Raw genomic sequence first — 22,110 nt, 5'->3', positions numbered from 1 at the left:
GAGTCCGTGAGCACGGTTCAAGCGCCGCGCCTTCGTTACAATGACCCCTAATCCGATAACCAGATTCCAGCGATCCTTGAACTACGACACTCCGCCCGGCCTTGAAGTCGCGGCCGGCAGCCAAGGCAAGATCGTCCGGCTTTCGGGCCAGTGGACGGCGCTCGCGCTCGCACGCGACAAGGCCACTGGCCACGTGATCCCGCTGTTGCACTCGCTGGCTGGCGCTACGGGCATCCGCCAGTGGGACCTGTCGCGTATCGACCGGATGGATCACGTCGGCGGTCAGGCGCTGTGGCGCGTGTGGGGCCACAAGATGCCCCCGGACACCACGCTCACCGATACGCAACGCGACATTTTCGAGCGCATCGCGCTGCTCGACACGGCGCGCGAAAAAGTCGAGCCGGTGGTCAAGTTCGATCCGTTCACCCGGCTGGGCCTCTCGATCTTCTCGTTCTTCGAGCACCTGTACGGCGGGTTCGGCATGCTCGGGCAGGTCGTGCTCGATCTTCTCGCGATCGCGCGCAAACCGAAGATCACGCCGTGGACTGAGATCTCCGCGAACATCTATAACGCCGGCGCCAAGGCCTTGCCGATCACCGCGCTGGTCGCGTTTCTGATCGGCATCGTGCTGAGCTATCTGTCGGCGCAGCAACTGCGGCTTTTTGGCGCGAATCAGTACATCGTCAATATTCTCGGGCTGTCGGTGATTCGCGAACTGGGGCCGGTGCTGTCGGCGATTCTGGTGGCGGGCCGCTCGGGTTCGGCGATTACCGCGCAGATCGGCGTGATGCGCGTCACCGAAGAACTCGACGCGATGCGTGTGATGGGCATCCCGCACGGCCTGCGATTGATTTTGCCGCGCGTGGTCGCGCTCGGCGTCGCCATGCCGCTCCTCGTGATGTGGACTAACATCATCGCGTTGACGGGCGGCGCGCTCGCCGCGAAGATCGTCCTCGGAATCGACATGAGCTACTTCGCGCGCGCCTTGCCGGGCGTGGTGCCGGTCGCGAATTTGTGGATCGGCCTTGGCAAAGGCGTTGCGTTCGGCATGCTGATCGCGATTGTCGGCTGTCACTTCGGCTTCCGTATCAAGGCGAATTCGCAAAGCCTCGGCGAAGGCACGACGACCTCGGTGGTGACCTCGATCACCATCGTGATTCTCGCGGACGCGGTGTTCGCGATCCTCTTCCAGAACGTGGGGCTAGGATGATCGCGCCACTCACCCAGGCCGTACGCGGCCAACCGATGCCCGAGATCGCGGAGCCGGTGATCGAGGTGATCGACATCACCAAGCGCTACGGCCGCAACATCGTGCATCAGCATCTGAATTTCGACGTGCGGCGCGGCGAGATCGTCTCGATCGTGGGCGGCTCGGGCTCGGGCAAGACCACGCTGGTGCGGCAGATTTTGGGCCTGGAGCGGCCGTCGTCGGGAACCATCAAGCTGTTTGGTCAGGACATTGCGACCATTTCGCCGGAAGATGCGCTGCTCATGCGTAGCCGCTCCGGGATGCTGTTTCAGCGCGGCGCGCTGTTCTCGTCGCTCTCGGTGTTCGACAACGTCGCGCAGCCCTTGCGCGAACTCGGCAAGGTGCCCAGCGACCTGCTGCGCGACATCGTGATGCTCAAGCTCGAAATGGTCGGTCTGCCGTGCAAGCACGCGTCGAAGATGCCGTCGGCGCTGTCGGGCGGGATGATCAAGCGCGTGGGCATTGCGCGCGCCATCGCGCTCGAGCCCGAGTTGCTGTTTCTTGACGAACCGACCGCCGGCCTCGATCCGCAGGCGTCAGATGAATTCGTCGAACTGATTTCCGCGCTGCATCGCGCGCTCGGTCTGACGGTGGTGATGGTCACGCACGATCTCGACACGATGATCGCGCTGTCCACCCGCGTCGCCGTGCTGGCGGATCGCAAGGTGCTGGTCGCCGCGCCAGTCGAAGAGGCGGCGGGCGTCGATCATCCTTTTATCCGGGAATATTTCCTCGGCCTGCGCGGGCGTCGCGCGCTGCAGGCGCTGCCGCCGGAACGCCGCGCGAAATTGCCGCGCGCCGCGCTCGAATCGGCATCGTCCGAATTGCCGCTGTGAACCAGGGAACCTGACAATGGAAAACAAATCACATGCCTTCTGGGCAGGGATCTTCACGGTGGCCTTGCTGGCTGCGATCGCAGTGGCGGCTTTTTTGTTCAACGTCGACCGTTCCGTGCGGGTGCCGTACGATCTGATTGCGCGCACCAACGTCACGGGGCTCTATACCGACGCGGCGGTGCGCTATCGCGGGCTCGACGTCGGCAAGGTGCAGTCGATCAAATTCGATCGGGATCATCCTGGGCAAATCCTGATCCGCATCCTCGTCGACACGCACGCGCCGATTACGCATTCCACGTTCGGCAGCCTCGGGTTCCAGGGCGTGACGGGTATCGCCTTCATCCAGCTGGATGACAGTGGGCGCGATCCGACGCCGCTCGCGTCGTCGGCGAAAGCGGTGGCGCAATTGCCGATGCGTCCGGGCTTGCTCGATCAATTGCAGCAACGCGGCGACGTTTTGCTGCGCAAACTCGAAAGAGTCACCGACGACGTCGACAATCTGTTGTCGCCGGAAATGGTCAGCCAGTTGCAGGGCACGGTAGCGAGCCTTCAGAAGGCCGCCGACGGCGTCGCCACGCTGACCCAGCAGATGGCGCCGGCAGCCGGCAAGCTGCCCGGCACGATCAACGCACTGGATCGCACGCTGGCGTCGACCAATCAGTTGATCACCAGTCTGAACCGTCCCGACGGGCCGTTCGAGACCAACCTGAACAAGGTCGGGACGGCGGCGCAGCAAGCGGGCGACGCACTGGTGTCGATGGACAGTTCGATCCAGGAGTTGTCGGCGCGCGTCGGTTACGACACGCTGCCGCGCGTCAATTCGCTCGCCGAAGACGTGCGCTCGGCGGCCCGTTCCGTGGACCGCGCTGCCGATACGTTCAGCACCAATCCGCGCAGCGTGCTGTTCGGTGCGCCGCGTGTGGCGCCGGGTCCTGGAGAGGCCGGTTTCTCATGGCCCGCCGCGCGCGCTGCTGCGCCCGGGGTTACACCCGTCGCCAAATGAAATGATTTGCAGGTTTTGAAGAAGGAAGATTGTCATGTCACGCTTGACCCACCGATTGTTGTCCTCTGGCGCCACGCTTGCGATGCTGCTCGCGTTCGGCGTGCTGGCCGCGGGTTGCGCCGGCACCCCCGCGGCGATCTCGGACATCCGCTACGACCTCGGGCCGCCGAACCCGGCGGTCTCGGCCGGCACGCTGCCGGCGGTGAAGGTACTCGATGTCACCGCGCCCGACAACCTCGAATCCGACAAGCTGATTTACCGGCTCAGCTACGCCGACGCGCAGCAAACGGCGTCGTACGCGAATAGCCACTGGACCATGGCGCCGTCGCAACTGCTGACCCAGCGGCTGCGCGGTGCGCTCAGTTCGCGTGGCACCGTGCTGACCGGGGCCGACGGCGTGCACGCAGCGGTTCTGAAAGTCGATCTGAGCGAGTTCGAACAGGTCTTCGATAGCCAGTCGGAAAGCCACGCCGCGGTGACCGCGCGCGCCACGTTGACGCAAAACGGCAAAGTGATCGGCCAGCGTACCTTCCTCGCACGCGCGCCGTCCAGTTCGGCGGATGCCGCCGGCGGTGCGCAGGCACTCGCTACGGCCAGCGACGACCTCGTCGCGCAGATCGGTGCATGGCTCGGCGTGCAGGCGCTGGTCGCCGCGCAATGACCGGCTCGCAGCGCAAAGAACGGAGCGCTGCATGAGCGTTAAGCCCTGGCAGCGCCGCCCGTCGGCGCTCGCCCGGCAGACGTTGGGGCTGTATACGGCGCTGATCGTCTACGGTTCGTGGTATCCGTTTTCCGGCTGGCGTTCGCTCGGCCTCGCTCCGTTTGCCTATCTGTCCGATCCCATGCCGCAGTACCTGACGGCGTTCGACGTCGTCACGAACGTGCTCGGCTATATGCCGTTCGGCGCGCTGGTGGTGCTCGCGGTGTATCCGCGCTGGCGCGGCACGCTGGCGGTCGCGTTGGCCTTCGTGCTCGGTGGCTTGCTGTCGGGCGTGATGGAAGCGGTGCAAACCTATCTGCCGACGCGCGTGGCCTCCAACCTCGACCTGGCCGCCAATGCGCTCGGTGCGCTGCTCGGCGCGGCGATCATGTCGCCGGCCACCGGCGCGTTGCTCGATCGCGGTTTGCTGCGGCGTGCGCGACTCCTCTGGTTCGAGCGCGACACGGCAGCGCTTGCCTGTCTCGTCGCCTTGTGGCCGTTCGCGACCATGTACCCGGCGCCGCGGCTTTTCGGTCTAGGTAACTGGCCGCGCGAGCTGTGGCTGCGTTTCGATTCGACGACGCAAGATGCCTTGCTCGCGTGGACGCCGACGGCCTGGCACGTCGGCGCGTGGCCGGCGCTGGTGGCCGCCTGGCTGCCGGACGACGCCTGGGAAGCCGTCATCACCACGCTCAATCTGTTCGCCGCACTGGCTCTCGCCTCGCTGCCGGTGCGCCGCCATGCGCCGCTCGTGCGCCTGTTGATCGTGTTTATCGTCATGACCTTGTGCGTGAAGGCGGGCGCGACCTTTCTGCAATCGCAATCCGGTCTTGCGTTCGACTGGGCGACGCCCGGCGCACTGATGGGGCTCGTGTGCGGCACCGTCGCCGCATTGCTGGCGCTGCGCTTGCGGCGCAGGTCGCGGGCGGCGCTCGCGGGATGCGCGCTGACGGTCGCGCTGGTGTTCGTCAATCTGCTGCCGGTCAATCCGTATTTCGATGCCGTACTGGCGGACTGGCGCCAGGGACGGTATCTGCACTTCAACGGTCTCGCGCACTGGATCGCGTGGATCTGGCCGTATGCAGCGCTGGTGTGGCTCGCCTATCTGGTCGAACAGGTGTGGCTCAAGCGGCGCGTGAGGGGTGCATGAAGCGCGCATGAAGCAGCGGCGGCGCATGCGTGCGGCCCGCCGTCCGCCGTTCAGCGACCGTCAGCCCCGCTCGCTATAATCTTCCGCACAACAGGCGCGCTGCGGCGCTTCCAGCGCCATCCCCACTCTTACAGTCTCGCCTCTCCGGACATCATGGATTCTTACTACAAGTATCACGTCTTCTTCTGTCTCAATCAGCGCGATCCCGGCGCGGAGCGTCCGAGCTGCGCGAATTGCAACGCGCAGGCGATGCAGGAACACGCGAAAAAGCGCGTGAAGCAACTTGGCCTTGCAGGCCCGGGTCAGGTGCGTATCAACAAGGCCGGCTGTCTCGAGCGTTGCGAACTCGGCCCGGCGCTCGTCGTGTATCCGGAAGGCGTCTGGTACACGTATGTCGACGAGAGCGACATCGATGAAATCGTCGATTCGCATCTTGTGAACGGCAAAGTCGTCGAGCGTCTGAAAATCGATCAATAAACCGCGCCATGAATGTACATACGAAGAAGTATCTGATCGACGGCCCGGTCGGCAAGATCGAAGTCGCGCTGGATCTGCCCGACGAGATGCGTGAGAACGGCGCCGCGCCGCGCGGCATCGCGCTGGTTGCGCACCCACATCCGCTGTTTGGCGGCACGATGGACAACAAGGTCGCGCAGACGCTCGCCCGCACGCTCGTGCAGTTGAACTACGTGACGTACCGCTCGAATTTCCGCGGTGTCGGCGAAACGCAAGGCGAGCATGACGCCGGTGTCGGCGAGCGCGACGATCTGCGCGCCGTTCTCGATCACATGCGCGCCCAGGCAGGGCAGGGCGATCTGCCCCTCGTACTGGCGGGTTTTTCGTTCGGCACCTTTGTGCTCTCGCACGTGGCCGCGAAGCTGCGCGAAGAAGGCCAGGCGATCGAGCGGATCGTGTTCGTGGGCACTGCGGCGAGCCGCTGGGAAGTCGCGCCTGTGCCGGAAAACACGCTCGTGATTCACGGCGAAATCGACGATACCGTTCCTATCCAGTCGGTTTTCGACTGGGCGCGGCCGCAGGAATTGCCGGTGGTCGTGATTCCGGGGGCAGAGCATTTTCTGCATCGCAAGCTGCACGTTCTGAAGCGGATCATCGTCGACGCGTGGCGCTAAGGGGCACACTTGGGGACACACGCGGAGGGCGCCGCGCGTGTTTTCCGGGGTACAGGTATGTGCAAACGCAAATTAATCGCCGACCTTTGCTCAAAGATACCAGGATAGCGCGCGTATAATGAGCGCTCTTTTTTGGGCGCAGCATTGCCCACCCGGCAGTTCGCGCGACGAGTAGCTTCTTGCTCGTGCGCAGCGGTGCCGGATGCGAGGCGTGCTGCGCGAACCGATCGCGTCGCCGGAAGTCCAATGGGCGCCGCGCCGTTTTTACGGCCTGACGCTCGCCGACCGGCTCCTCCAATCTGTGCGCCCTGCGCGCGATGTATTTTTCCGCACGAATCGACCCTATGCGTTTCTCCACCTCCGGCCGCACGTCATTCCCGTCAGTTTCTTCTTTCGTTCCCACTACGCTTAGCCGTGCCGTGACCCTCGGCATCGTGCTGCCGGCAACGCTCGTTGCCAGCACGGCGTTCGCGCAGGTGCCGCCGCCCGCGGTGAACGCGCGCTCGTGGGTGCTTGTCGACGCCACCAGCAATCAGGTGCTCGCCTCGGGCAATGCCGACGAACGCGTCGAACCGGCCTCGCTGACCAAGCTGATGACCGCGTACCTCGTCTTCGAAGCACTGCAGACGAAGAAGATCACGATGGACCAGACGGTGATGCCGAGCGAAGCGGTACGCCGTGTGCGCACCGACGAATCGCGCATGTTCATCGAAGCGAACAAGCCGGTGACCGTGCACGATCTGGTGTACGGCATGATCATCCAGTCGGGTAACGACGCGGCGATCGCGCTGGCCGAACTGGTGGGCGGGAGCGAAGCGCAGTTCGTCAACATGATGAACACCGAAGCGCAGAAACTCGGCATGAAGAACACGCATTTCGCCGATGTGAACGGCATGCCCGACGCGCAGCACTACACCACGGCGGGCGACCTCGCGGTGCTGTCGGCGCGCCTGATTCGTGACTTCCCCGACTACTACAACATCTTTTCGGTCAAGGAATTCACGTACAACAAGATCAAGCAGCCGAACCGCAACCGTCTGCTGTGGATCGACCCGACGGTGGACGGCCTGAAGACCGGTCATACGCAAGCGGCCGGCTATTGCCTGATCGCCAGCGCGAAGCGTCCGCTGCCGGGCGCGGCCGACGGCTCGCGCCGTCTTGTCTCGGTGATGATGGGCGAGGTCAAGGAACACGACCGCGTGCAGGACAGCCTGAAGATGCTGAACTACGGCTACACCGCGTACGACACGGTGCGTCTGTACAAGGCGAACCAGGTGCTGGGCACGCCGCGCGTCTACAAGGGTGCGCAGGACACCGTGCAGATCGGCGTGAAGGGCGATCAGTACATCACCGTGCCGAAGGGCATGGGCGACAAGGTGAAGCCGCAGATCGAGCAGATCGATCCGCTGATCGCACCGATCGCGAACGGTCAGCAGGTCGGCACCGCGAAGCTCGTGGCCGACGGCAAGGTGCTGGCGCAATTCCCGATCGTCGCGTTGCAGGCTGTTCCGCAAGCCGGTGTGGTCGGCCGCGTGTGGGATTCGCTGATGCTGATGTTCAACAAGAAGAAGTAAGAGCCCGATTGCGATGACCGCTGTTTCCGATGTTTCGCTCGACCCGATCGTTTATCTGAACGGCGAGCTGGTGCCCTTGTCCGAAGCGCGCGTGCCGGTTCTCGACCGCGGCTTTATTTTCGGCGACGGCATTTACGAAGTCGCGCCCTTGTATCCGCATGCGAGCGGCCGTACGGCGTTTCGCTTCCGGCATCATCTGGCGCGCCTCGCGCGTTCGCTGGACAAGATCGGCATCGTCAATCCGTTCGACGATACCGGCTGGCGGGAGCTGATCGACCACGTAGTCGCGGCCAATGAAGCAGACGCCGGCCTGCGCGCCGATCAGGACGCGATTGCCTACGTTCAGATCACACGAGGTGTCGCGAAGCGCGGTCACGCGTTCCCGGCCGGCATCCAGCCGACCGTGTTCGTGATGGTCACGCCGCTGAATCTGCCGGACGCTGCCCAGCGCGCGCAGGGCGTGCGCTGCGTCACCGCCGAAGACCGCCGCTGGCTCAATTGCGATATCAAATCGGTCTCGCTGCTCGGCAATGTTCTGATGGCGCAGTATGCGGCCGAAAACGACGCGTTCGAGACGATCCAGTTTCGCGACGGCATGCTGACCGAAGGTTCGTCGTCGAATATCTGGATGGTGAAGGACGGCGTGTTGTATGCGCCGCCGCGCAGCCACAAGATTCTCGAAGGGATTCGCTACAGTCTGATCGAAGAGCTGACGGGCGAATGCGGCATTCGCTTCGAAGCGCGCGAGATCGCCGAAGCCGAGTTGCGTGCCGCCGACGAGATTCTGGTCAGCTCCGCCACCAAGGAAGTGCTGCCGGTCACGCAGCTGGACGGCCAGCCGGTCGGTAACGGCAAGCCGGGCGCGGTGTTTGCGGCGTTGTACGCGGCCTATCAGCGCGCCAAGGCCAAGGAAGCGCAAGAAGCGCAGCAAGGAGTAGAAAGTGAATCCAGCGAAAGAATCATTGCTTGAGTTTCCGTGCGACTTTCCCATCAAGATCATGGGCAAGTCGCATCCCGAGTTCGCCGAGACGATCGTCACGGTGGTTCGGCAGTTCGATAACGAAGTCGATCCTGCTCGCGTGGAAACGCGGCCGTCCAGCGGCGGCAATTACACCGGTTTGACGGTTACTGTGCGCGCGACCAGCCAGGCGCAGCTCGACGATATCTATCGCGCGCTTACTGGTCATCCTATGGTGAAGGTGGTGCTTTAAGGCCAGCCAGGCTCTGTGCCTACGGATGCCTCCGGATTACGGCGTGACGCGCAATGCGTCCGCCGGGAGATCGGCGCTTGCAGCAGAGCCCACCTCGCAAGCCTGCTCGAAAAGCTGTTTGAACCGTCCCACTTCTTCGAATACCCAAGCCCGGAACGCCTTGACACGCGCGGTTTCGAGCATCTGCGGCGGGCAGATGAAGTAGTACTGCCACGGGCTCGGTCCATCCACATCGAATAGCCGCACAAGGCGGCCTGCCGCGATCTCGTGCATCGCCAGAGAACGGCGCGTGAGCGCGACTCCCTGGCCGTCGATGGCCGCCTGCAGCAGGTTCGACGAATCCTGATACAACACACCGCGTTTCGGCTCAGGCCAGTCTGTGAGGCCGGCGGCGTCGAACCACGGGCGCCAGAGTTCGTCGTCCGAGCGCAGCAACTGAACCTTGGCCAGATCGGCCGGCGTTTGCGGCAGCTTGCCGCCGTTGAAATTCGGCGCGCAAGCCGGAAAGAAGATCTCCTCCAGCAGCAACTCCGCGTGCAGCCCCGAATATTTGCCGTAGCCGAAGCGGATCGCCACGTCGACGTCGTCGCGCGCGAAGTCCGTCAGCGCGTTGGTGGACAGCAGTTCGAGGTCCCACTGGGGATGCGCCTCGATAAAGCTGCCGATGCGCGGCGTCACCCAGCGCGCCGCAAACGAGGACAGCATGGACACGACGAGGCGCCGTTCGCGGTCGCCGGCGCGGACTTCACGGGTGGCGTCAGCCAGCGCCATTAACGCGGTGCGCACGCGCGTGGCATAGCGGCGGCCCGTATCCGTGAGCCGCACGCGCTTGCCGTCGCGGGCGAACAGTGCGATGCCCAATTCCTCCTCCAGCGCGCGAATCTGGTGACTGACGGCGCCGTGCGTGACGAACAGCTCGTCGGCGGCGCGCGAGAAGCTCTCGTGGCGGGCGGCGGCTTCGAACGCCTTGATGGCGTTCAGCGGAGGCAATTGCCGGAGATCCATCGCAATATTTCTCACATAGAGGTGAAAATAGATCGTTTTGCGTAAACCCTTGCTACGCCTAGGATTGTAGTCACGAAACGAATTTTGGCGAGGGCATCATGCGAGAAATTTCCTCTAGTATCGGCTTTGAAATCCGCAACGGCGAAACCATTCCTATGAAGGTAGCACGCAGCACCAAGCTGGTCGTGCATGGTGGTGCGGTGTGGGTCACGCGCAGCGACGATACCGAAGACTACTGGCTGCAGCCCGGCCATACGCTACGGCTGCGGCGCGGCGAACGGCTATGGTTGAGCGCCGAGGGCAGCACGCATGCGAAGGTCGCGTTTTCAGTGCCGACACGCTGCGATGAGCGTGCGCTCAACTGGCTCGCGCGGGTGGGCGAACGGCTGGCGGCCCGCATGCGTGGGGGCTGGCGCACGGTGTGAGCGCTGGCGGCGCCGTGACGCGATGGCGGAGCGGCGCTGAAGTTGAACGGCGCTCAGGCGCGAAACGAAGCGCCCCGAGTCCCAAAGTGGGCGCGTCCGGCGGGGATGCCCAGATTTCGGTAAACTGTCGGGATCATGTGCACCACCCCGGTTTCCCCGTCTCCCTTGCCCGCCACGGCGCCGCTTACGCTGCGCTGGCTCGGCAACGAACCTTACGAAGCCAGTTTTGAAGCGATGCGCGCGTTCACCGACGCGCGCACCGCCGATACACCCGACGAGATCTGGCTGGTTGAACACCCCCCCGTCTTCACGCTTGGCCAGGCCGGCGATCCGGCGCATCTGCTGGCCGCCGACAGCGGCATTCCGCTTGTGAAAGTCGACCGGGGCGGGCAGATCACGTATCACGGCCCCGGACAGGTGGTTGCCTACCTGTTGCTGGACCTGCGCCGACGCAAGCTGATGGTGCGCGAGATGGTCACCCGGATCGAGCAGGCCGTGATCGACACCCTCGCGGCGTATAATCTCGCCGGAGAACGCAAGGCAGGCGCCCCCGGTATCTACGTGGCGCCCGGGCCGGACGCCGGGTTGCATGCCGGCGCCAAGATCGCCGCGCTGGGTCTGAAAATCCGCAACGGCTGCAGCTATCACGGCGCGAGCCTGAATGTGAACATGGACTTGCGGCCGTTTCTGGCCATCAACCCGTGTGGCTACGCGGGGCTCGAAACAGTCGACATGGCAACGCTGGGCGTTGCCGCCGGCTGGGACGACGTGGCCCGTACCTTTGCAGCACGCCTCACCGCAAACCTCGACGGCAGTCCCGCGGCCGTCGCCCAACCGCAGGCCGGTGCCCTCACCGCCTGACTGGACCGAACGAATGACTGACGTTACCGCGAACCTCGCAGCTTCTCCCGCTCCTGATGCCGTGCCGGCTCCCGCCGCTGCCTACGACGCCACCGCGAAGCAGAAAGCCCAAGCCAAAACCGCCCGTATTCCGATCAAAATCATCCCGATCGAAAAGCTGAAAAAACCGGACTGGATCCGCGTCAAAGCGGCCACCGGCAATTCGCGCTTTTCTGAAATCAAGCAGATCCTGCGCGAACACAATCTGCACACGGTGTGTGAAGAAGCGAGCTGCCCGAACATCGGTGAATGCTTTGGCAAGGGCACTGCGACGTTCATGATCATGGGTGACAAGTGCACGCGCCGCTGCCCGTTCTGCGACGTCGGCCACGGCCGCCCCGATCCGCTCGACGTGGATGAGCCGGGCAACCTGGCACGCACCATCGCCGCCCTGAAGCTGAAGTACGTGGTGATCACCAGCGTCGACCGTGACGATCTGCGCGATGGTGGCGCTGCTCACTTCGTGGAATGTATCCGTCAGACGCGAGAACTGTCGCCGGAGACGCGTATTGAAATTCTGACGCCGGACTTCCGCGGCCGTCTGGATCGCGCGCTCGGCATTCTGAATGCCGCACCGCCTGATGTGATGAACCACAACCTCGAAACGGTGCCGCGTCTGTACAAGGAAGCGCGCCCCGGTTCGGACTATGCGCATTCGCTGAAGCTGCTGAAGGATTTCAAGGCGCTGCATCCGGACGTCGCGACCAAGTCCGGCCTGATGGTCGGCCTCGGCGAGACCGAAGAAGAAATTTTGCAAGTGATGCGCGATCTGCGCGAGCACGACGTGGACATGCTGACGATCGGCCAGTATCTGCAGCCGTCGGAACACCATCTGCCGGTGCGCTCGTATGTGCATCCGGACACGTTCAAGATGTACGAGGAAGAAGCGTACAAGATGGGCTTTACGCACGCCGCTGTGGGCGCGATGGTTCGCTCGAGCTACCACGCCGATCTGCAGGCGCATGGAGCCGGAGTGGTTTAAACGGTTTAGTGTGTTGTCAGTTTGAAAATGCAAAGCCCGCACATGTTGCGGGCTTTGTTTTTTGGGCGCGGAAGTGGGTGGTTCAGCAGTTCCGCCCTGAGATCTGCCTGCGTTGCCTAGCGGTAGTAACGTGCGAGCAGACTGCAAGTAACGGATATCATTCCGCCGATGATCGTGAACGGGTAAAGAAAGAGGATGAAGCGATGGCGCAGTGCGCGGTCTTCGATGAGGCGGTCGATCAAATTGGGCATGCTGGATCTCCGTGAGACTAGGATGAAAATTATAGATCAGAGCGCCGAATTTAGTTAGGTAAACGAATAATGAGATGCGGAAAAGGAGACTGCGACGACAACGGTTATGAGCAGCGAAAACCACATCAACCAACCATCACGCTCCTGTTCTCCCGCGTGACGCACTTGGCGAGCCGCTGCATCGGCCGCACCCAGGCACACTAGTATTGACGCTGCGACGATAAAGAGCACGTGCCAGAGAAGTGCGGCCAACATGAGCGCTAACCTGCTGTGCGTCGGCGCTTCGCTCAACGCACCTCCAATCTCGTAGCATGCGCTGGCACACATCGAAATGACGACCCAGAAAAGCTGGCCATCCTGAATGGATCGCCGTGTAATACCTTTCGCCGCGTGCCGGTAGTAGCGCGAAAAGTTCAACAGAGGAAGTAATGCAATCGGCGCAAAAACAGGCACGCCGATATTGAAAAACAACCAGCTCAAGCGGCTAAGAAAATCGACCATAGGAATGCGGATTGAAGGCAACTCGCTGATCATGCCGTTGCCGCGGAAGCACGACAATCCACCGAACGGCCAGCTTGCGCAAAGGCATCCCAATCCGTAACCTTTCGCTAGAACCCATCTACTGGCCACCGCAGCAGTCGCGCCGATCCAACTCAGCGTGAAAAGCAATGCTCGAACAGCGTCATTAGCAATCGCGGATTAATTGGAACCGTCCGCGGACAAACTCCCTATAGTCGAAAGCCTCCCAGGCAACACACACTAAAGGGGTTTCTCGATGAACCGCTTGCTTCGTCCGCTCGCCGCGTTCGCTACGCTGCTCGCACTGTCCGCGCCGCTTTCTTCCATTGCACACGCCGACACCAAAGAAGTCGTGATCGCGTATCAGGACATGGTCGTGCCTTGGCGTTATGCGCAGGCCACGGGCGAAGTCGAGAAAGCCACCGGCTACAAGGTCACCTATCGCAAGCTCGGCAGCGGCGCCGACGTGATCCGCGCGCTGGCTTCGGGCTCGGTACAACTCGGCGAAGCGGGGTCGAGTCCGATTGCCGCCGGACTGTCGCAGGGCGTCGATATTTCGCTGTTCTGGATTCTCGACAACATCAACGACGCCGAAGCGCTGGTCGCGCGAGACGGTTCCAATGTCACCAGTGTCGCCGGCCTGAAGGGGAAGAAGATTGGCGTGCCGTTCGTGTCGACTTCGCACTTTCATACGCTGGTTGCACTGCAGAGCGCCGGCGTGAATCCGTCGGATGTGAAGATCGTTAATCTGCGTCCGCCTGAAGTCGCAGCGGCGTGGGAGCGCGGCGACATCGATGCGACTTACATCTGGGACCCGGTGCTGGCGAAGGTGAAGAAGAACGGCAAGGTGTTGATCACGTCCGGGCAGGTCGCGCAGCAAACCGGCAAGGCGACGTTCGACGGCTTCGTCGTCGATCGCAAGTTCGCGAGCCAGAACGCCGAGTTCGTCGCGCGCTTCGTGAAGGTGCTGGCCGCGACCGATGCGAGCTATCGCGATCACACGTCGGCATGGACCGCGACGTCGCCGCAGGTCGAGGCGGTTGCGAAGGAGTCCGGCGCCACCGCGCAGGAAGTGCCGGCGAGCCTCGCACTGTATGCATTCCCGACGCCGGCTCAGCAGGCCTCGAATGCATGGCTTGGCGGCGGTGCACAATCCGGCGCGGCTAAATCGCTCGCCGCAACCGCTGCATTCCTGAAGACGCAAGGCACGATTCAGAACGTGCTGGCCGATTACTCGACCGGCGTCGATCCGCAGTTCGTACAGCGTGCGGCGCATTAACTTTTTAAACGTGCTGACCCATCAGCATCATGGAGCATGGCGATGAGCGGTCTTGAGATACGGCGGCTGCACGTCGCCTACGAAGGCGCACGTGGCGCGGCGCCGCACATCGCGCTCGCTGACGTCGATCTGCACATCGAACCGGGTGAGTTCGTCGTTGCGCTGGGTGCGTCCGGTTGCGGCAAGACGACTTTGCTGAACTGCATCGCCGGTTTCATTCAGCCGACCGAAGGCGAGGTGCGTCTGAACGGCGAACCCGTGCTTGGACCGGGCGCGGATCGCGGCGTCGTGTTTCAGAAATACGCGCTGATGCCCTGGCTCGACGTACTCGACAATGTCGCGCTCGGCCTGCGTTTTCAGCGTGTGCCGAAGGCGCAGCGCGAGCGTGTCGCGCTGGAGATGCTGGCGCTGGTTGGGCTTGAGAAGCATGCGCGCTCGCGGGTCTACGCGCTGTCGGGCGGCATGCAGCAGCGCGTGGGCATTGCACGCGCGCTGGCAAGCGATCCGCAAGTGCTGCTGATGGACGAACCGATGGGCGCGCTCGACGCGATGACGCGCGAGTCGATGCAGGAACTCGTGCTCGACGTTTGGGGCCGCACACGCAAGACGGTGTTCTTCATTACGCATAGCGTGGAGGAAGCGCTGTTTCTGGCGACACGCCTCGTTGTGATGACACCGGGACCCGGGCGCATCGCCGAGAGCTACGACCTGCCATTCGCGCAGCGTTTTCTCGAGACACGCGACGCGCGTGCGGTGAAGTCGTCGCCGGATTTCATCGAGTGGCGCGAACGGCTGGTGCACCGCCTGCACGAACGGGGTGAGCGCAACCAGGACCAGGAAGAGGTGCTGTCGTGACGGTCTCACGTGAATCGTTGGGCACCGTGCCCCTGACCCAGACAAGCGAGCCGCCGCGGCGTAAAACACGGGCGGTACGTGGCTGGCGTTTGCCGGGCGAAGGCCCGACTGCTGCGCTGAGCGCGGTCTCGGTCACGACGCTCGCGGCGCTATGGTGGCTTGCCACGCATCTGCACTGGCTGCCCCCACTCTTTCTGCCGACACCCGAGTCGGTTTGGGCCGCATTTCTGGACGCCTGGCACGGCCGTATTCAAGGCGGCTTGCCACTCTCGGAGCATCTCGCATGGAGTGCGCTGCGCGTGTTCGGTGCGTTCGCGCTGGCGGCGGTCACGGCGGTGCCGGTCGGCATCATGATGGGCGTAAGCCGGGTTGCACGCGGCTTGCTCGATCCGCCTCTTGAGTTCTACCGGCCGTTGCCGCCGCTTGCGTATTTGCCGCTGGTGGTGATCTGGTTCGGCATCGACGAGACCGCGAAGATCGTCGTGATCTATCTCGCCTGCTTTGCACCGATTGCAATGGCGGCGCGTGCCGGTGTGCGCAGCGCGACCATCGAGCAGATTCATGCGGCGTATTCGCTGGGTGGCCGCTTCGGGCAGATCGTGCGCTATGTGGTCCTGCCGGCGGCGTTGCCTGAGATCCTCACCGGCTTGCGGATTGCCATCGGCTTCGGCTGGACCACCCTGGTTGCCGCCGAGATGGTCGCGGCCACTGCCGGCTTGGGTCAGATGGTGCTCAACGCGTCGAGCTTTCTGCGTACCGATGTGGTGGTGATGGGCATCGTGCTGATCGGACTGATCGCGTGGCTGTTCGATCTTGGCATGCGTGCTTTGGAGCGGCGGCTGGTGCCGTGGAAGGGCCGTGTGTAGCCGCCGCCCGCGCCGAGAGTCCGCGCAATCTCAAGCAAACAATTCAATCACCGGCCAGCCGCGATCTGTGGCAATGGCGCGCAGGCGCGGGTCGGGATTGGTCGCGACCGGATGCGTCACGAGCTCGAGCAAAGGCACATCGTTGATCGAATCGCTATAGAACCAGCTCTGCGGAAAATCCTGCAGACGATGACCGAGCGAAGCCAGCCAGCTCTCGGTGCGCGTGATTTTGCCTTCACGGAAGGTCGGCACGCCGACAGCGGTTCCGGTAAAGCGCGCCAAAGGATCGCCGCCTTCGGTGCCGAGATCGATCCCCAGCAGATGTTCAAAGCCGAGTGCCTTGCCGATCGGTTTCGTAATGAACACATTGGTGGCGGTGACGATGCAGCACAGGTCGCCCGCTTCAATATGACGTTGCACGAGTTCCCGTGCAGCCGGCAGGATCGCCGGCGCAATCACATCCCTCATGAACTGCGCATGCCACGCGTCGAGCTGTTCGCGCGAGTGGCGAGCGAGCGGCGCCAACGTGTAGTTCAGATAGGCGGCCATATCGAGCGTGCCGGCCACATACTGCCGGTAGTAATCGTCGATTTCTTCCGCGTGCTGCGCAGCGCCTTCTATGCCCAGTCCGGCGATGAAATGGGCCCACGCCTGATCGCTATCGAGCGGCAGCAGCGTATGGTCCAGGTCGAACAGCGCAAGGTTGCGGCTCATCCAGAGTCCTTGTGATGAAGTGGGCAAACGAAGTGATCGAGTGAATTGCGGTCCGGACGACGAGCCGGTACACAGCAATCCACGGTTCGGCACGAGCGTATATTTAAAAGCACAAAATTACAATAAGGCAAAAATGTGCAACACTACTGTCATAAACGCCCCGGGTGCCGGTTCACGCGGCATGCGGTTCGGGTCATGGCAGCAGGAACGGATGCGCAGTGCCTTATGTTGATTCTCCTTAACCTTCTGGCTGGTGTGGCGCTCCTCGTGTGGGGCTCGCACATCGTACGTACCGGCATCCTGCGCGTGCTCGGCGCCGATCTGCGTACTGTCCTCGGGCGCAGCACCAGTAGCCGCTGGCGCGCCTTCCTTTCTGGCGTTGGCGTCACAAGCCTCGTGCAAAGCAGCAATGCAACGGCGGTGATCGTCACCTCGTTCGCCGCGCAAGGTCTTCTGCCGCTCACCAGCGGCCTCGCCATCATGCTTGGCGCCGACGTCGGCACCGCACTGATGGCGCGGCTGCTGACTCTCGATCTGACATGGCTGTCGCCGATCCTGATTCTGTTCGGCGTGCCGCTCTTTTTGTCGCGCAAGCAAACCCGCACGGGCCAGGTCGGGCGTACGCTGATCGGGCTTGGCTTGATCCTGCTGGCGCTGCACCTGATCGTTGAAGCCGCCCAGCCGATGATGCAAGGCGCCGGCGTACGCGTGATGTTCGGCGCGCTGACCGGCGACACCATGCTCGACGCGCTGGTCGGTGCGGCATTTGCCATGCTGTCTTATTCGAGTCTCGCGGCGGTCCTGCTGACAGCAACGCTTGCCTCGTCGGGCGTGATCTCGCTCAAGGTGGCGCTGTGTCTCGTGATCGGTGCGAATCTCGGCAGCGGCTTGCTGGCGCTGATGGGCACCCTCGCGCAGAACGCGGCGGCGCGGCGTCTGGCCCTGGGCAGTCTGGCGTTCAAGCTGGCCGGCGCGTTGCTGATCCTGCCGTTCGCGCCGCTGCTTGCACGCGGGCTGCCGGTGCTGATCGCGAATCCACGCGAAGCCGTGGTCGGCTTTCACGTGATCTACAACACGCTGCGTTGCTGCGCATGTCTCTCGCTGATCGATCCGGTGGCGCGTATCTGCACGCGGGTGTTGCCGAACCGGCCGCAGCCCAACGGTGAACTGCGGCCGCTGCATCTGGATGCCGCCGCGCTTTCCACGCCCACGCTCGCACTCGCGAACGCCGCACGCGAGGTGCTGCGCATTGGCGACATTGTGCGCACCATGCTCGATAACGTTGCGGGCCTGATCCATGAAAACAGCCTCGACAAGGCGCGCGAAACGGTCCGGATGGACGACGACGTCGACCAGCTCTACGCCGCGGTCAAAACCTATCTGACGCTGATCTCGCGCGAGCAACTCGACGAAGCCGATAGCCGCCGCTGGACCGACATCATCTCGTTGACGATTAACCTGGAGCATGCGGGCGACATCATCGAGCGGATCGTCGGCGATATCGAGGAAAAGAAGATCGCGCACCGGCTGTCGTTTTCGGAGGAGGGGCTGGGCGAACTGGACGACCTTCAGGCACGGCTCGTCAGCAATCTGCAGCTTGGCCTCTCGGTGTTTCTGAATAACGATCTGCGTTGCGCCGAGCGGCTGCTGGCGGAGAAAGAGCGCTTTCGCGATCTGGAGCGCGCGTATTCATACAAGCACCTGGATCGGCTCGCCGGACAAACCTTGCGCAGCATCGAGACCAGCGCGTTGCATCTGGATCTGATCAGCGACATGAAGCGGCTCAATTCGCTGTTCTGCTCGACGGCCTATCCGGTGCTCGAAGCTGCCGGCGCGCTGCGCGACACGCGCTTGCGCAAGCGCGTGCTCGACACGATGCATGTGAAGGAATAAGCGGCTTGCGCGGCGCGCTTGCAGCGCTCCATGAAGTGTTCCTTGAAGCGTTCGTGCAAAGCGCCGAACGCACCGGCGCCCTAAGCCAGAACGATCTCTTCCAGCTTCTTTTTCAGCGATGCAAAGTCGGCGGCTTCGGCCGCCTTTTTGTTGGTGACCAGCACATCGATCCGATCGACCGGACAGTACGAAATCCGGCTGCGTTGACCGATCTTGCTGTAGTCGGCGAGGATCACGACGCGGTCTGCGTTGGCGACCATGGCGCGCGCCACTTCGGTTTCAGCGTGATCGTAGTTGGTCGCGCCGTGCCGGTGATCGATGCCGACCGGCGAGAGCAGGGCCATGTCAGCACGATAGCGCTGGATGTCGAGCACAGTGGTCGCGCCGGTGGTCGCCATCGCCCGATCGCTGATCGAGCCGCCGAGCAGAATCACTTCGTTGGCTGTTTCCGTTTGATCCACGGCGCCACGCATTTTCAGCGCGACGTCGATGGAATTGGTGACGATCGTCAGGTTCGCCAGTTTCGCCAGCTCTTCAGCGAGCGCCGCGGTGGTGGTGCCCGCGTCGATGAAAAGCGTCTGGCCGCTCGCGATCAAACCGATGGCCGCCTTGGCAATTGCCGTTTTGGATTTGACGCGCGTGTGAGCGCGCTCGGCGATCGGCGCTTCGTCGGCAGGTTTGATTGCGCCGCCATGCACGCGCCGCAATTCACCAAGTGCCTCCAGGTCGAGCAGATCGCGCCGCACCGTTTCGCGCGACACCCCAAGGTCCGCCATGATCCGTTCGGTCGACACGCGTTGAAGCGTGGACAGCAACGCGCGAATTCTCTGATGACGGTCTTCCTGCCACATGCATTATTCCTTGGATGCGAACGCGCGTTCACACAGCTTGTTTTAATAGTGTCATCGTGGACATGGATGTGTGTCCGGACAATGACAAGCGTACTACTTTAGTCGAATTGTGTTGTATTTTTTTGGCAGCTTGCAAGTTTGTGTATTTAACCTTAGCCTTCGCAGATCGAAGCGCGGCGCATATTTCGAACATCAAATGTTCGAAAAGGAATTGAAATGTCCGATTTCGAGCATTTCGCGGCGTTTTTTGGCAATTTGATAGACACATGTCGTCGCCATAATGGATCTTGGGATCTGCCGTCTGAACCGTTCGCTACTGTATACCTCGCTGCCGGGAAGCCGTACGGTTCGGCATCCTGACAATAAGATTGCGGCAGTGCGCGGCGTTGGCAGTGCAGCCAGCTATCGCAGCGTCGCCCATTGGCGCGATACTACGCGCGGGGCTCACGCGTAAAGGCTGCATGGCGCAGGTGTGGCATGACGGCAGTGGCAGCTGGGAACGTGTCGAGAGCATATTTAACCCGCTCTATCTGGAAGGTAACGAGACGTGGGAAACGGGATTGATCGCACCTTATCCGCAGACTGGCCGTATCCGAGGCTGGTTGCGCATCGCTGCGGCGGCACGCTGGCGCCGGAGAACACGCTGGCCGGCTTCGACGCATGCGTGCGCTGCGGCTACCGCATGGTCGAGTTCGACGCCAAACTCTCTGCTGACAACCAGCTCTTTCTGTTGCACGACGACACGCTGGAACGCACCACCAACGGTCATGGCGCCGCTGCCGATCACACATGGGACCAGTTGGCCGCGCTCGATGCCGGCGCCTGGTTCGGGCCGCAGTTCGTCGGCACGCATCTGCCGACGCTCGCCGAGGCCGCCGCGCGCTGTGCACAAGATGACATCGCCGCCAACATCGAAATCAAACCCTGCCCAGGGCGCGACGAGATCACCGGGCGCCTGGTCGCAAGCGGCGCGCTGATTTTGTGGCAAGGGCAAACGCCGCCACTGCTGTCATCGTTTTCGTTCGAGGCACTGGCTGCTGCGCGCGAGGCGGCACCCTCGCTGCGGCGCGGCATGTTGTTCGAAGAGGTGCCGGCTGACTGGCTGCGCATCGTGCGGGAACTGGACTGCGTGTCGCTGCATGCGAGCCACCGGTACCTGACCGAGCCGCTCGTCGCCGAGATCAAGGCGGCCGGACTGCGCGTGCTGGCCTACACGGTAAACGATCCCGAGCGCGCGCAGTTGCTGGCGCAATGGGGCGTCGACATGATTTGTACAGATCGCATCGATAGACTGGAGCACGACATGTTTTCGGCGCCGGTGAATCCAGACTGAGCCGGACCGGGCATGGCGCGGGTGCGCGAGTGCGAGCTTGCACAGGTGTGCGCCCATAGAGCTAGAAATTAGAAATTTTCCAAACGTAGCAATTTCGGCAGAGGATGGGGATAACTATGAAGCGCACCGCGTTAGCTCGTTTACTTTCGATGTCGGCCGCTGCGGGTGTCGCCGCAGCCGGCGTGAGCAGCGCCTCGGCCGCGCCGCTCGACGCACTGGTCGCAGCCGCCAAGCAGGAAGGCCAACTCACCGTGATCGCGTTGCCGCACGACTGGTGCAACTACGGTGCACTGGTGGCCGGCTTTCAGAAGAAATACGGCATCAAGATCAACGAGCTGAATCCGGATGCGGGTTCGGGCGACGAAGTCGAAGCCATCAAGGCGAACAAGGGCAATAAGGGTCCGCAAGCGCCTGACGTGATCGACGTGGGTCTGTCGTTCGGTCCGACCGCGAAGGCCGAGGGTTTGCTGCAGCCGTACAAGGTCGCTTCGTGGAACTCGATTCCCAAAGAGTCGAAAGACGCCGATGGCTATTGGTATGGCGATTACTACGGCGTGCTGTCGTTTGAAGTGAACGCCGACATGATCGACAAGGCGCCGTCCGACTGGAGCGATCTGCTCAAGTCAGACTATAAGAACGCCGTCTCGCTGGCCGGCGACCCGCGCACGGCCAATCAGGCGATCCAGGCCGTGTTCGCGGCAGGTCTGTCGCAAAGCAAGGGCGATGTGAGCAAGGCGGACAAGGCCGGCCTCAAGTATTTCGCCGACCTGAACAAGAACGGCAACTTCGTGCCGGTGATCGGCAAGGCCGCATCGCTCGCGCAAGGCACCACGCCGATCGTCGTGCGTTGGGACTACAACGCGCTAGCCGATCGCGACACGCTGAAGGGCAATCCGAAGGTGCAGGTGGTGATTCCGAAGACGGGCGTGGTCGCGGGTGTGTACGTTCAGGCGATCAGCGCCTACGCACCGCATCCGAACGCCGCCAAGCTGTGGATGGAATACCTGTACTCCGACGAAGGCCAGATCGGCTGGCTGACCGGCTATTGCCACCCGATGCGCTATAACGAATTGGTGGCAGCGAAGAAGGTCCCGCAAGCGCTGCTCGACAAGCTGCCGCCGCCGTCGTCGTACAAGAATGTGGTGTTCCCGACGCTGTCCCAACAGGACGCTTATAAGGACACCATCACGAAGCACTGGGACGAAACGGTCGGCGCGAACGTCAAGTAATTGCCGCGGCGCACGCGGTTGCGGCGGCCATGCAGCAGCGAGCAATCGCAGGCTGCACACGCCGCCGCCTCTAACCGCAACGCGCAGTTTCAAAGATAGCGTGCCGCTCCATGAGCGCGGCGCGCCACGCGTTAGCCAGATTGCCTAAGGGTGAG

At 62.8% G+C, this 22,110-nt stretch carries 24 protein-coding genes; 19 read left to right on the top strand and 5 right to left on the bottom strand.

Annotation, left to right across the window (positions count from 1 at the left end):
- Positions 1-76 precede the first annotated feature (76 nt).
- The 10 genes from M0D66_RS16435 to M0D66_RS16390 all read left to right on the top strand — a co-directional run bounded on the left by M0D66_RS16435 (position 77) and on the right by M0D66_RS16390 (position 8,853).
- Positions 77-1,210, top strand: coding sequence for an ABC transporter permease (locus tag M0D66_RS16435; protein ID WP_093645661.1), 1,134 nt, complete (start codon positions 77-79; stop codon positions 1,208-1,210).
- Positions 1,207-2,085, top strand: a complete 879-nt coding sequence (locus M0D66_RS16430) for an ABC transporter ATP-binding protein (RefSeq protein WP_093645659.1) — start codon at positions 1,207-1,209, stop codon at positions 2,083-2,085. Before M0D66_RS16435 ends, M0D66_RS16430 begins: the two co-directional genes overlap by 4 nt.
- 16 nt (positions 2,086-2,101) lie before the next feature.
- The gene (locus M0D66_RS16425; RefSeq protein ID WP_266211022.1) at positions 2,102-3,088 is read left to right on the top strand and encodes an MlaD family protein; all 987 of its coding nucleotides are present in this window, start codon (positions 2,102-2,104) and stop codon (positions 3,086-3,088) included.
- 34 nt (positions 3,089-3,122) lie between these two features.
- Positions 3,123-3,749: an ABC-type transport auxiliary lipoprotein family protein gene (locus M0D66_RS16420; protein WP_266211021.1), complete on the top strand. Its 627-nt coding sequence runs from the start codon at positions 3,123-3,125 to the stop codon at positions 3,747-3,749.
- Between the two features lie 31 nt (positions 3,750-3,780).
- Entirely contained in the window at positions 3,781-4,938 is a 1,158-nt protein-coding gene (locus M0D66_RS16415; RefSeq protein WP_266211020.1) for a VanZ family protein, read from the top strand.
- A gap of 153 nt (positions 4,939-5,091) precedes the next feature.
- Positions 5,092-5,415, top strand: coding sequence for a ferredoxin (locus M0D66_RS16410; protein ID WP_054035677.1), 324 nt, complete (start codon positions 5,092-5,094; stop codon positions 5,413-5,415).
- Between the two features lie 8 nt (positions 5,416-5,423).
- On the top strand, positions 5,424-6,068 hold the full coding sequence (locus tag M0D66_RS16405) for an alpha/beta hydrolase (RefSeq protein ID WP_200651356.1): 645 nt from the start codon (positions 5,424-5,426) through the stop codon (positions 6,066-6,068).
- A gap of 344 nt (positions 6,069-6,412) precedes the next feature.
- Positions 6,413-7,642: a D-alanyl-D-alanine carboxypeptidase family protein gene (locus tag M0D66_RS16400; RefSeq protein ID WP_200651357.1), complete on the top strand. Its 1,230-nt coding sequence runs from the start codon at positions 6,413-6,415 to the stop codon at positions 7,640-7,642.
- A 13-nt stretch (positions 7,643-7,655) separates the two neighbouring features.
- Positions 7,656-8,612, top strand: coding sequence for a D-amino acid aminotransferase (locus tag M0D66_RS16395; protein ID WP_266211019.1), 957 nt, complete (start codon positions 7,656-7,658; stop codon positions 8,610-8,612).
- Positions 8,584-8,853, top strand: a complete 270-nt coding sequence (locus M0D66_RS16390) for a DUF493 family protein (protein ID WP_054035680.1) — start codon at positions 8,584-8,586, stop codon at positions 8,851-8,853. The genes M0D66_RS16395 and M0D66_RS16390 overlap by 29 nt, the downstream gene beginning before the upstream one ends.
- A 36-nt stretch (positions 8,854-8,889) precedes the next feature.
- On the opposite strand, the gene M0D66_RS16385 is transcribed toward M0D66_RS16390, so the two are convergent.
- Complete coding sequence (locus M0D66_RS16385) at positions 8,890-9,858, bottom strand: transcriptional regulator GcvA (protein ID WP_093645641.1); 969 nt, start codon at positions 9,856-9,858, stop codon at positions 8,890-8,892.
- Positions 9,859-9,956: 98 nt separating this feature from the next.
- On the opposite strand from M0D66_RS16385, the gene M0D66_RS16380 reads away from it, so the two are divergent.
- From M0D66_RS16380 to lipA, 3 genes are all read left to right on the top strand, one after another.
- Positions 9,957-10,283 carry a DUF2917 domain-containing protein gene (locus M0D66_RS16380; RefSeq protein WP_093645639.1) on the top strand — a complete coding sequence of 109 codons (327 nt, stop codon included), beginning with the start codon at positions 9,957-9,959 and terminating at the stop codon, positions 10,281-10,283.
- 135 nt (positions 10,284-10,418) lie between these two features.
- Positions 10,419-11,144, top strand: coding sequence for a lipoyl(octanoyl) transferase LipB (lipB, locus tag M0D66_RS16375; protein WP_175051934.1), 726 nt, complete (start codon positions 10,419-10,421; stop codon positions 11,142-11,144).
- 13 nt (positions 11,145-11,157) lie between these two features.
- Positions 11,158-12,165, top strand: coding sequence for a lipoyl synthase (gene lipA, locus M0D66_RS16370; protein WP_054035853.1), 1,008 nt, complete (start codon positions 11,158-11,160; stop codon positions 12,163-12,165).
- Between the two features lie 116 nt (positions 12,166-12,281).
- Here the strand turns inward: lipA and M0D66_RS16365 are convergent, their stop codons facing one another.
- Complete coding sequence (locus tag M0D66_RS16365) at positions 12,282-12,416, bottom strand: hypothetical protein (RefSeq protein WP_266211018.1); 135 nt, start codon at positions 12,414-12,416, stop codon at positions 12,282-12,284.
- A 54-nt stretch (positions 12,417-12,470) separates the two neighbouring features.
- Positions 12,471-12,950 carry a hypothetical protein gene (locus M0D66_RS16360; protein WP_266211017.1) on the bottom strand — a complete coding sequence of 160 codons (480 nt, stop codon included), beginning with the start codon at positions 12,948-12,950 and terminating at the stop codon, positions 12,471-12,473.
- A 241-nt stretch (positions 12,951-13,191) separates the two neighbouring features.
- Between M0D66_RS16360 and tauA the strand changes: the two genes are divergently transcribed.
- Genes tauA through M0D66_RS16345 form a run of 3 tightly spaced genes read left to right on the top strand, consistent with a single transcriptional unit; the run spans position 13,192 to position 15,935 of the window.
- Positions 13,192-14,214, top strand: coding sequence for a taurine ABC transporter substrate-binding protein (tauA, locus tag M0D66_RS16355; RefSeq protein ID WP_200651359.1), 1,023 nt, complete (start codon positions 13,192-13,194; stop codon positions 14,212-14,214).
- Between the two features lie 42 nt (positions 14,215-14,256).
- The gene (locus M0D66_RS16350) at positions 14,257-15,069 is read left to right on the top strand and encodes a taurine ABC transporter ATP-binding protein (RefSeq protein WP_200651360.1); all 813 of its coding nucleotides are present in this window, start codon (positions 14,257-14,259) and stop codon (positions 15,067-15,069) included.
- Positions 15,070-15,101: 32 nt separating this feature from the next.
- Entirely contained in the window at positions 15,102-15,935 is an 834-nt protein-coding gene (locus M0D66_RS16345; protein WP_266211061.1) for an ABC transporter permease subunit, read from the top strand.
- Between the two features lie 30 nt (positions 15,936-15,965).
- Here the strand turns inward: M0D66_RS16345 and M0D66_RS16340 are convergent, their stop codons facing one another.
- Entirely contained in the window at positions 15,966-16,649 is a 684-nt protein-coding gene (locus M0D66_RS16340; protein ID WP_266211016.1) for an HAD family phosphatase, read from the bottom strand.
- Between the two features lie 225 nt (positions 16,650-16,874).
- On the opposite strand from M0D66_RS16340, the gene M0D66_RS16335 reads away from it, so the two are divergent.
- A complete protein-coding gene (locus M0D66_RS16335; protein ID WP_200651363.1) occupies positions 16,875-18,542 on the top strand; it encodes a Na/Pi cotransporter family protein in 1,668 nt (555 codons plus the stop codon).
- An 80-nt stretch (positions 18,543-18,622) separates the two neighbouring features.
- Here M0D66_RS16335 and M0D66_RS16330 read toward each other — a convergent pair whose 3' ends face one another.
- Positions 18,623-19,393, bottom strand: a complete 771-nt coding sequence (locus M0D66_RS16330) for a DeoR/GlpR family DNA-binding transcription regulator (RefSeq protein ID WP_093645621.1) — start codon at positions 19,391-19,393, stop codon at positions 18,623-18,625.
- A 547-nt stretch (positions 19,394-19,940) separates the two neighbouring features.
- Between M0D66_RS16330 and ugpQ the strand changes: the two genes are divergently transcribed.
- Entirely contained in the window at positions 19,941-20,726 is a 786-nt protein-coding gene (gene ugpQ / locus M0D66_RS16325; protein WP_266211015.1) for a glycerophosphodiester phosphodiesterase, read from the top strand.
- A 116-nt stretch (positions 20,727-20,842) separates the two neighbouring features.
- Complete coding sequence (locus M0D66_RS16320) at positions 20,843-21,955, top strand: ABC transporter substrate-binding protein (RefSeq protein WP_093645616.1); 1,113 nt, start codon at positions 20,843-20,845, stop codon at positions 21,953-21,955.
- The last annotated feature ends 155 nt before the right edge of the window (positions 21,956-22,110 follow it).

This window comes from Paraburkholderia sp. SECH2, assembly GCF_030464795.1.
Lineage (GTDB): Bacteria > Pseudomonadota > Gammaproteobacteria > Burkholderiales > Burkholderiaceae > Paraburkholderia > Paraburkholderia aspalathi.
This window is presented reverse-complemented; position numbering and strand designations above follow the sequence as displayed.

Excerpts from the sequence above, each read along its gene's own strand:
- M0D66_RS16430 (WP_093645659.1), top strand. The coding sequence starts at position 1,207 with ATGATCGCGCCACTCACCCAGGCCGTACGCGGCCAACCGATGCCCGAG.
- M0D66_RS16425 (WP_266211022.1), top strand. The coding sequence starts at position 2,102 with ATGGAAAACAAATCACATGCCTTCTGGGCAGGGATCTTCACGGTGGCC.
- M0D66_RS16420 (WP_266211021.1), top strand. The coding sequence starts at position 3,123 with ATGTCACGCTTGACCCACCGATTGTTGTCCTCTGGCGCCACGCTTGCG.
- M0D66_RS16415 (WP_266211020.1), top strand. The coding sequence starts at position 3,781 with ATGAGCGTTAAGCCCTGGCAGCGCCGCCCGTCGGCGCTCGCCCGGCAG.
- M0D66_RS16410 (WP_054035677.1), top strand. The coding sequence starts at position 5,092 with ATGGATTCTTACTACAAGTATCACGTCTTCTTCTGTCTCAATCAGCGC.
- M0D66_RS16405 (WP_200651356.1), top strand. The coding sequence starts at position 5,424 with ATGAATGTACATACGAAGAAGTATCTGATCGACGGCCCGGTCGGCAAG.
- M0D66_RS16400 (WP_200651357.1), top strand. The coding sequence starts at position 6,413 with ATGCGTTTCTCCACCTCCGGCCGCACGTCATTCCCGTCAGTTTCTTCT.
- M0D66_RS16395 (WP_266211019.1), top strand. The coding sequence starts at position 7,656 with ATGACCGCTGTTTCCGATGTTTCGCTCGACCCGATCGTTTATCTGAAC.
- M0D66_RS16385 (WP_093645641.1), bottom strand. The coding sequence starts at position 9,858 with ATGGATCTCCGGCAATTGCCTCCGCTGAACGCCATCAAGGCGTTCGAA.
- M0D66_RS16380 (WP_093645639.1), top strand. The coding sequence starts at position 9,957 with ATGCGAGAAATTTCCTCTAGTATCGGCTTTGAAATCCGCAACGGCGAA.
- lipB (WP_175051934.1), top strand. The coding sequence starts at position 10,419 with ATGTGCACCACCCCGGTTTCCCCGTCTCCCTTGCCCGCCACGGCGCCG.
- lipA (WP_054035853.1), top strand. The coding sequence starts at position 11,158 with ATGACTGACGTTACCGCGAACCTCGCAGCTTCTCCCGCTCCTGATGCC.
- M0D66_RS16365 (WP_266211018.1), bottom strand. The coding sequence starts at position 12,416 with ATGCCCAATTTGATCGACCGCCTCATCGAAGACCGCGCACTGCGCCAT.
- M0D66_RS16360 (WP_266211017.1), bottom strand. The coding sequence starts at position 12,950 with ATGATCAGCGAGTTGCCTTCAATCCGCATTCCTATGGTCGATTTTCTT.
- tauA (WP_200651359.1), top strand. The coding sequence starts at position 13,192 with ATGAACCGCTTGCTTCGTCCGCTCGCCGCGTTCGCTACGCTGCTCGCA.
- M0D66_RS16350 (WP_200651360.1), top strand. The coding sequence starts at position 14,257 with ATGAGCGGTCTTGAGATACGGCGGCTGCACGTCGCCTACGAAGGCGCA.
- M0D66_RS16340 (WP_266211016.1), bottom strand. The coding sequence starts at position 16,649 with ATGAGCCGCAACCTTGCGCTGTTCGACCTGGACCATACGCTGCTGCCG.
- M0D66_RS16335 (WP_200651363.1), top strand. The coding sequence starts at position 16,875 with ATGTTGATTCTCCTTAACCTTCTGGCTGGTGTGGCGCTCCTCGTGTGG.
- M0D66_RS16330 (WP_093645621.1), bottom strand. The coding sequence starts at position 19,393 with ATGTGGCAGGAAGACCGTCATCAGAGAATTCGCGCGTTGCTGTCCACG.
- M0D66_RS16320 (WP_093645616.1), top strand. The coding sequence starts at position 20,843 with ATGAAGCGCACCGCGTTAGCTCGTTTACTTTCGATGTCGGCCGCTGCG.